Consider the following 8037-nt stretch of genomic DNA (forward strand, 5'->3'; position numbering starts at 1 on the left):
CAAGGAGGCACGAATGAAATCTTACAAGCGTTTAGAAGAACATGCCCGAACAATGCGAAAAAACATTGTCAAGATGGTCACATCGGCAAACTCCGGTCATCCCGGGGGTTCTCTCTCAGGTGTTGAAATCTTGACCTCTCTTTACTTTGAAGAGATGAATTTCAGCAAAGACAACTACGAAGACCCAAACCGCGACCGTTTTGTCCTGTCAAAAGGCCATGCTTCTCCTTTATTATACTCCGCCCTGGTCGAAAAAGGTCTGATCGACGAAGCGGAACTTTCCACCTTTCGAAAAATCAACAGCCGTCTTCAAGGTCATCCCAATATGAACTACGTCAAAGGGGTTGAAATGTCGACAGGTTCCTTGGGACAAGGTCTGTCCGCCGCTGTCGGTATGGCTCTGTCCGCGAAAGTCCATGATCAAAGCTACAGGGTCTACTCCCTTCTGGGAGACGGCGAGATCCAGGAAGGTCAGATCTGGGAAGCTGCTATGAGTGCAGCCCAGTTCAAACTCGACAACCTCGTTGCCATTGTAGATAACAATAACCTGCAGATCGACGGTGAGCTGACGGAGGTCATGAGTCCCTATCCGATCGGCGAAAAATTCTCCGCCTTCGGTTGGGAGGTCATCGAAGCGGACGGACACAACTACGACGAACTACTGGAGGCCTATGCCAAAGCACGCGAAACAAAGGGAAAACCCACCTGCATCGTTGCAAAGACAGTAAAGGGCAAGGGAGTCTCCTATATGGAAAACCAATGCGGATGGCACGGAAACGCTCCGAGCCCCGAGCAATGTGAGCTTGCGATAAAAGAATTGGAAGGAGATGGAGAACATGAGTAAAAGAGCTACCAGAGATGCCTACGGAACAGCCATTGCAAGGCTGGTGGAACAAAACAAAAACATTATCGTCCTCGATGCCGACCTTTCCAAATCCACAAAGTCAGCGGAAGCGAAAAAGACCGCTCCCGACAGACACTTTAACTTGGGAATCGCGGAAGCGAATATGATGGGAGTCGCAGCCGGCTTGGCTACCTGCGGAAACACCGTCTTTGCAAGTTCTTTTGCAATGTTTGCGACCGGACGATGTTTCGACCAGATCCGTAACTCCATCTGTTACCCCAACCTGAATGTCAAGATCTGCGCCACCCACTCCGGACTGACCGTCGGAGAAGACGGGGCCTCCCATCAAACCGTAGAGGACCTCGCTCTTATGAGAGCCGTTCCCAATATGAAGGTCTTTTGTCCCTGTGATGCAAGGGAGACCGAAAAAATCATCGAAGCCGTGGCGAACATAGACGGTCCTTGCTATGTCAGATTGGGCCGCCCCGCCGTGGAAGACGTCTATCAGGAGGACTATGACTTCCAAGTGGGACGAGGCGTCCAACTCAGAGACGGAAAAGATCTTACCTTGGTAGCGACCGGTTTTGAGACGGGACAGGCGCTTGAAGCTGCCAAACTCTTGGAAGAAGACGGGATCTCCGCTCGAGTCGTCAACATCCATACCATCAAACCCTTGGATCAGGATATCCTGATCAAGGCTGCAAAGGAGACTTCCTTCCTCGTTACCTGTGAGGAGCACAATATCTACGGAGGTCTGGGCTCCGCCGTGGCGGAAGTCCTCAGCGAACACTGCCCGACCAGGGTCATCCGCGTCGGTATCAAAGATACCTTCGGAGAAAGCGGAACTCCGATGCAACTGATCGAAAAATACGGTCTATCCGCAAAGGATATCGTAAAAGTCGTTAAAGAACATTTGAAATAAAAAATATTCGGAATAAAAAACCTGCCACACCGATAGCTTTCGGTACGGCAGGTTTTTTTAGAGGAATGTTGCACGGGCCAGAAAACCCTATTGTATCACCGCTTTATACTACGATAAAAGTATGAAGATATCTATTTTTTGACCACAAAAAATTATTCTATCTTCTTATACTATTTTTCAATAGAAGTGTGGATATATCTATTTTTCGATGACTAAAAACTATGTTGTCTTCTATGGATCGCAGATTGTTTATATCCACAGCTCAAGTATAATTGTATTTACTTTGGAGCCACGCAAGTTCGTCTTATCTTTTACGGAGTACAAGTCAGCGAGAGGTAGTATCTGTATAATGGTGTAAAATAAGAAGAGCCAAAGTGCTCGCGTTATAGGTATATACAATTTAAAACAATACCAAGGAAGAACACAAACGGCTCAACTCAACATTACACAAAATCGGGAAGAAATTCTATAACTAATCGCAAGCGATCACGATACCGCCTTCCCTATCATTTGTTATTTCAACTTTTCTTTTATATACTCCTGAATAGCATCACACACATACTGAGCGGTCCCCTCTCCGAACTTATCCAAGTTATTTTTAAACTCTTCATTTTGAGCATATCCGTAACCGATACTTGAGAACACGTCGATAGAACAATCAAACGAATATTTGCAGAGATGCTTATGCAGCTTTTCTGCCAAGTCTGTATTTTCTTTGGATGCCGGACTTGATCCTTTGGATCTATTCTCAGAAAAAGCAAAGAATATCTCGTTAAACCCGTCCGCGATCTCCTGCTCTTTCCCCTTCTGTTTTTCAGCAGCCTGTTCCACCACTTCTTTTCCATACATCTCGATCGCAGCCTGTTTATATTTTTGATTGTCTTGGTATGTGAACCCTTTAAATTTTTCCCTTGTTGACATAGTGACCTTCCTTTCTTGAGACTCAATGGTCTTTTCCAATGTGTCGATCAACGTTAGGAGTCTTTGTTCCTCTTTTTTCATCAAAACCAGCTGGGTTTTTAAATGAGATAAAACCTCTTCCTCTTCCTGTTTTAACAGTCCTTTGATCTGCTTCAAAGAAAATCCCAAATACTTATAAAATAGTATCATCTGCAAAAATGACATATCCTCTTCGGAATAATACCTGTACCCATTATCATGTTTTTCGGGAGACAGCAAGCCGATTTCATCGTAGTGGTGTAAAGTGCGCACCGATACACCGCTTATTTCACTGACTTTTTTGATCAGATACATAAGATCACCTCCTAACAAGGATAAGTATAAGCTGTCACGTTACGTCATAGTCAATATATTTTTGAAAATTTTTATACTATTGTCTATTAAAATTGACAGGGTCTGTTTATGGTAATATAAAACTACAAAAAAGGAAATGAACAATACAAAAAAATAATTGCCGGTACCACCAAAATCCGTTACCCTTTTAAGAGATCCAAAAACTTAGAAGGGGTCAAGAGAGGAAGTGCTGACAATTATCACTATTAAGTATATACGAGAATTGTATTTTAGGGAAGAAAAATCGCTCAGTGAGATCATGAAACTCACCGGAAGAAATTACCGAACCATCAAAAAATATATAGAAATGGAGGATTTCAACGAAAAAGAACAACCCCACAACAGAACAAGAAAATCCGATGTCATCCGACCCATTATTCGTCAATAGTTTTGTGAATACCGACATCAATTAATAACACTCTCTTTAGAATAATTAGTTGTAACTGTCACTAAACAAAAGGTTTCAACAATAAAGTTCGCTATAATTATAGATAAGATAATAAAGTTATCACTCTTATCAAGAGCAGCACCTATTAGGGGTTGAAACATAATTAGCAATAGACTTGAAATAGTACTTACCAAAGATGTTGTAGAGGATCTAATATCATCCGGTATATACTCATGTATATATGCATTAATAATTGGCAACTTATATGCTTTACCTGCCCTGTAGAATAAAATAGCAGCTAAGATTAGAATAAGAGAATTTCCATAAACAAGTATAATCAAGCTCAAAAATGTAAACAATGTTACAACTGTTGATTTTCTATTAATTTTAATTTTTTTTTACTAAGTTGCTTACCATAATTACAATTAATAATGCCATACTATTAACGAATGTAAGTACGCCTTTATCCCCACTAAACAAACTTATTTTTGGTTGCCAAATAAACTGATATATGCTGAAATTAATATATCCACAGGTTAGTAATATAGTGTAGATCCATAATTTTTTTTCTTTTATAAAAGTTTCAACGGTTTTTTTGTGTAATGACATATAGGTATATGAGAACTGTGATTTGTTGTCAACCCATAAGCCAAATACCAGTACACCTCCTATAATATTAATAATAGCGGAAATCATCAAAACAATATTCGCTTCTAATTTAATAAAATAAATAAACATTCCTAAAGCAATTCCAATACTACTTGTTACAATCTGGTTTTTAGAAATCAATTTTAAAATGTATTTTTTTTCGTAATTATTATTTTTCTTATACTCTGTGATAAGCCAAGGCAATAAAGTTCCGCTTATTTGTGCCTCACCAAGTCCTGCTAACAATGCTCCTATATATAAAATCCATATATAGTTATATCCAATTAGATAAACAATATTGGAAATTCCACTGATCACCATTCCAATCATAAATACCTTTAATCTACCTATCTCATCAGCTAATCCACCGGTAGGATAATCACAAATCATTTGTGATGCTAACAGAATAGACCAAATGACACCAATTTGTGTATAACTGATAGAATGTTCTATAAAGAAAATTGTTATTACAGAACTATATAATAACGAAGATAGTTTTAACGAGGCACTTCCAAATAAATAGCATTTATCTATAGATAAAAAGTTTTTATTTTTAATCATTATATTAATCTCCTATCAACAGGCGTAGGTAGTATCTGTATAATGGTGTAAAATAAGAAGAGCCGAAGTGCTCGCGTTTAGGTATATACAATTTAAAACAATACCAAGGAGAAACACAAACGGCTCAACTCAACATTACACAAAATCGGGAAGAAATTCTATAACTAATCGCAAGCGATCACGATACCGCCTTCCCTATCATTTGTTATTTCAACTTTTCCCTCTCTAAGGATATATAAACTCCGAAAGAAACTTCGAGGCCTCTCCCGCCTGTTTCGATCTGTCTTTTTCGATCACATCCGTAATATCCGCGACCCCGTCCACGACCATATTGGAACCGTCCTTCAGGCTTTGATACGGCTCATACTTGAACTTCCTGTCCTTGTAAGTGACTGTGATTTCACAATCGGAAAACAAGTCGCTGAAATTTGCCTTAAGCAACATATCTCCCATCGAATCCATACTGTAGAAAGAAGAAGCTTGACCTTTTTCCATATCAGGTTCCACCACAAGGTAGGACAGGCTTACCTCCTCATACTTGGGTATCAGAATATACAGTTCGTCACCCTTGATCGGCGGTTCTCCGGGATGCTGCGTCTCCATAAAGGAAAGTTTTTGAAGATCGGGCTTCGCCTTCTCCATAATGCCTTGGAAGAGATAGGGAACATCTTTGCTTTGGCTGTAACCGATAAAGCCGGACAACAGCAGAGGAGCGGACTTGGAAGTCGGGTCTATCCCATTTTTCTTCGCATAATACTCATAGGTAGGATTTAAGCTCGTCTTCTTCGGCTCGATCTTGGAAATATCTGCATTTTTAAACAAGAAACCTCCCTCTTGTGTTTGGAAGTTCTTTTTCTTTCCCTCATAAGAGATCAGTTTGACATTTGCCAAAAGAGCCTTCTCCTGCTCGCTATAGAACAAATTCGGTCTGTCACTCTTTCCGTAGAGGACCCAGTAAGTCGTATCCTTATCTCCCGTAGGTTTCCTTTCGTACAGACCTCTCCACAACACTTCCATACTTTTGGAAATACCGAACTTATGCTTAGCGACAGCTATTCTATCCCCGTTCTTTACGTCGTTCAAGGGAAACTGTGAATGGATGTAAGCGATGATCCTCTCTTCAAAGTCGTGTAGTTCAAATTTTTGGAGCATCTCCTTCTCACTCAGTTTCCTTCCGGTATTGAGGTCAATGTTTATCACCGAAAGATCGTTGATAGAATAGTCTTCAAGCCTGCTGTACTTCTTCTTTCCCTCATTGTCATAGCTGAAGATGACAAGTGACAGAAGATCTCCCTTTCGGTAGACCTTGTAATCTACATTGCTGTACCACTTACTGCCATCCTTGATTTTATTTTTGTAATTCTGAATGGTGTAACGGGCAAAGTTCTCCATCTGTGAATTGAAATAACGGGCATCCGCCGATTTTATAGTCAGATTCGGAATACGGATGACAACACCGGTCTGTATTTGCCCGTCACTGAGCTTATAATCCCTGATCTTGAGCTTCTGCACCTGCTTTGACAGATGAACAAGATCCTTTTTTGCATCGAGCTTTTCGTACCTCGCCTTTCCTCCCAGACCGTTGACAGTCTCCGGCCTAAGGGAAAAGGAAAAAACCATAGCTACGACCAACAACAAACTGTAAATTACAACTTTGTACTTCTTCATAACGGCCTCCGATCCAAGGCTCCCGCCTTATACTACTATTCCTTTGAATAATGGATATCAACGATTTGCACTCTATAGAAGAGAAAACGAATTTTCGTGGTTGCAAAACAGATATAACCATACTTCTATCGAAGAATAGTATTATATACTGCTATTTATCAAAATTATCTCACAGTGAGATCGTTTTGTAAAGCCAAGGGGACTCAACGGCGTTGATACGAAAAAACGGCAATAAAAAAAGTCCGCACGAACCATTAAAATAACGTTTCGTACAGACCCTTAGTGGCAGGGGCGGCAGGATTTGAACCCACGACATTCGGTTTTGGAGACCGACGTTCTACCACTGAACTACACCCCTAAAAATGAAAATGAATGGATAAAAAGATACTACATCTTATAGTATCTTTTTATAAACTGGTGGGCTTAGCAAGACTCGAACTTGCGACCTCACGCTTATCAGGCGTGCGCTCTAACCACCTGAGCTATAAGCCCTCACTGCGAGGCTGGTCGAGGTGGAGGGACTCGAACCCCCGGCCCCATGGTCCCAAACCATGTGCGCTACCAAACTGCGCTACACCTCGGAAAACTGGCGGAGAAGGAGGGATTTGAACCCTCGCGTCCTTTAACAGACCTACTCCCTTAGCAGGGGAGCCTCTTCAGCCACTTGAGTACTTCTCCAACACTTCCAATATAGATGGTGACCTATCCGCGACTCGAACGCGGGACACCCTGATTAAAAGTCAGGTGCTCTACCGACTGAGCTAATAGGTCAAACATGAAAATGGAGCGGGTGAAGGGGATCGAACCCTCGCAACCGGCTTGGAAGGCCGGGGCTCTACCACTGAGCTACACCCGCAAGTCAAGTATTTAAGTCAATAACACGGCACTATTATATCACTCATATCAAAAAAAGAAAAGCTTTTTTGTTAAAATGGTGGAGGAGAGTGGATTCGAACCACTGAAAGCGTAGCTAACAGATTTACAGTCTGCCCCCTTTGGCCACTCGGGAACTCCTCCGCTGTAAATAAAATCTGGAGCTGGCAATAGGAATCGAACCTACAACCTGCTGATTACAAATCAGCTGCTCTACCGTTGAGCCATGCCAGCACACATTCAGGTTCAATCATAAATAAAAAATGGCGACTCGGAAGGGGCTCGAACCCTCGACCTCCAGCGTGACAGGCTGGCATTCTAACCAACTGAACTACCGAGCCACTAAACTCGTATCTACCACACAGCCTTAAAACTTCCTGTCAACGAAGAAACTATGTTGTAAACATCTTGCTTTCTTTTTGTCAATCTTATAGTAAGAAAAGGAAAACTTGAGACTCATCAAGTTTTCTCTTTTCTTAATTGGCTACGACTTACTTTCCCGGGAGTCTGCACTCCAAGTATCCTCAGCGATGTAAGGCTTAACTTCTGTGTTCGGAATGGGAACAGGTGTATCTCTTACTCTATTGTAACCATATTCCGTCTTTGCTACGCTTTTTAGCAATTTCTTCGTTAGGCTTCTTCGTCGCTTCGATCACGTACATCCGAGTACGCTCACTTGCTCCTCATCGCCCGTCTTGAACTCATCTAATCTACGTGCAACAACTCTTACTCTGATGGATTGTACCATCAAAACTGCATAACATCTTCTTTCCTTTGGATCAAGTCCTCGATCGATTAGTACTCCTTAGCTCCATACATTACTGCACTTCCACTGTGAGC

6 protein-coding genes, 9 tRNA genes and 1 rRNA gene are annotated in these 8037 nt (G+C 41.6%); 3 read left to right on the forward strand and 13 right to left on the reverse strand.

Annotated features, from left to right (window positions below; all coding sequences use genetic code 11):
* Window positions 1–13: 13 nt before the first annotated feature.
* On the forward strand, window positions 14–844 hold the full coding sequence (locus tag ACFO4R_RS10135; RefSeq protein WP_379789000.1) for a transketolase: 831 nt from the start codon (window positions 14–16) through the stop codon (window positions 842–844).
* Complete coding sequence (locus ACFO4R_RS10140) at window positions 837–1766, forward strand: transketolase family protein (RefSeq protein ID WP_379789001.1); 930 nt, start codon at window positions 837–839, stop codon at window positions 1764–1766. The genes ACFO4R_RS10135 and ACFO4R_RS10140 overlap by 8 nt, the downstream gene beginning before the upstream one ends.
* Window positions 1767–2279: 513 nt before the next feature.
* On the opposite strand, the gene ACFO4R_RS10145 is transcribed toward ACFO4R_RS10140, so the two are convergent.
* Entirely contained in the window at window positions 2280–3020 is a 741-nt protein-coding gene (locus ACFO4R_RS10145; protein ID WP_379789002.1) for a MerR family transcriptional regulator, read from the reverse strand.
* Window positions 3021–3246: 226 nt separating this feature from the next.
* Between ACFO4R_RS10145 and ACFO4R_RS10150 the strand changes: the two genes are divergently transcribed.
* Entirely contained in the window at window positions 3247–3447 is a 201-nt protein-coding gene (locus ACFO4R_RS10150; protein ID WP_379789003.1) for a hypothetical protein, read from the forward strand.
* Between the two features lie 387 nt (window positions 3448–3834).
* Here the strand turns inward: ACFO4R_RS10150 and ACFO4R_RS10155 are convergent, their stop codons facing one another.
* The 12 genes from ACFO4R_RS10155 to rrf all read right to left on the reverse strand — a co-directional run bounded on the left by ACFO4R_RS10155 (window position 3835) and on the right by rrf (window position 7792).
* Window positions 3835–4656: an MFS transporter gene (locus ACFO4R_RS10155; RefSeq protein ID WP_379789004.1), complete on the reverse strand. Its 822-nt coding sequence runs from the start codon at window positions 4654–4656 to the stop codon at window positions 3835–3837.
* Window positions 4657–4881: 225 nt separating this feature from the next.
* Window positions 4882–6324, reverse strand: coding sequence for a hypothetical protein (locus ACFO4R_RS10160; protein WP_379789005.1), 1443 nt, complete (start codon window positions 6322–6324; stop codon window positions 4882–4884).
* Window positions 6325–6607: 283 nt separating this feature from the next.
* Window positions 6608–6682: transfer RNA gene (locus tag ACFO4R_RS10165), tRNA-Trp, on the reverse strand.
* Between the two features lie 57 nt (window positions 6683–6739).
* Window positions 6740–6816, reverse strand: a tRNA-Ile gene (locus ACFO4R_RS10170).
* Window positions 6817–6828: 12 nt separating this feature from the next.
* Window positions 6829–6905: transfer RNA gene (locus ACFO4R_RS10175), tRNA-Pro, on the reverse strand.
* 6 nt (window positions 6906–6911) lie between these two features.
* A tRNA-Ser gene (locus ACFO4R_RS10180) sits at window positions 6912–7002 on the reverse strand.
* A 17-nt stretch (window positions 7003–7019) separates the two neighbouring features.
* Window positions 7020–7095, reverse strand: a tRNA-Lys gene (locus tag ACFO4R_RS10185).
* A gap of 11 nt (window positions 7096–7106) precedes the next feature.
* A tRNA-Gly gene (locus ACFO4R_RS10190) sits at window positions 7107–7180 on the reverse strand.
* Between the two features lie 76 nt (window positions 7181–7256).
* Window positions 7257–7341, reverse strand: a tRNA-Tyr gene (locus tag ACFO4R_RS10195).
* A gap of 15 nt (window positions 7342–7356) precedes the next feature.
* Window positions 7357–7431 (reverse strand) — tRNA-Thr (locus tag ACFO4R_RS10200).
* Window positions 7432–7461: 30 nt separating this feature from the next.
* Window positions 7462–7538 (reverse strand) — tRNA-Asp (locus ACFO4R_RS10205).
* Window positions 7539–7675: 137 nt separating this feature from the next.
* Window positions 7676–7792: ribosomal RNA gene (rrf, locus tag ACFO4R_RS10210) — 5S ribosomal RNA — on the reverse strand.
* Window positions 7793–8037 lie beyond the last annotated feature (245 nt).

The sequence above is a fragment of the Filifactor villosus genome (assembly GCF_042652965.1).
Taxonomy (GTDB): domain Bacteria; phylum Bacillota; class Clostridia; order Peptostreptococcales; family Filifactoraceae; genus Filifactor; species Filifactor villosus.

Excerpts from the sequence above, each read along its gene's own strand:
- ACFO4R_RS10135 (WP_379789000.1), top strand. The coding sequence starts at position 14 with ATGAAATCTTACAAGCGTTTAGAAGAACATGCCCGAACAATGCGAAAA.
- ACFO4R_RS10140 (WP_379789001.1), top strand. The coding sequence starts at position 837 with ATGAGTAAAAGAGCTACCAGAGATGCCTACGGAACAGCCATTGCAAGG.
- ACFO4R_RS10145 (WP_379789002.1), bottom strand. The coding sequence starts at position 3,020 with ATGTATCTGATCAAAAAAGTCAGTGAAATAAGCGGTGTATCGGTGCGC.
- ACFO4R_RS10155 (WP_379789004.1), bottom strand. The coding sequence starts at position 4,656 with ATGATTAAAAATAAAAACTTTTTATCTATAGATAAATGCTATTTATTT.
- ACFO4R_RS10160 (WP_379789005.1), bottom strand. The coding sequence starts at position 6,324 with ATGAAGAAGTACAAAGTTGTAATTTACAGTTTGTTGTTGGTCGTAGCT.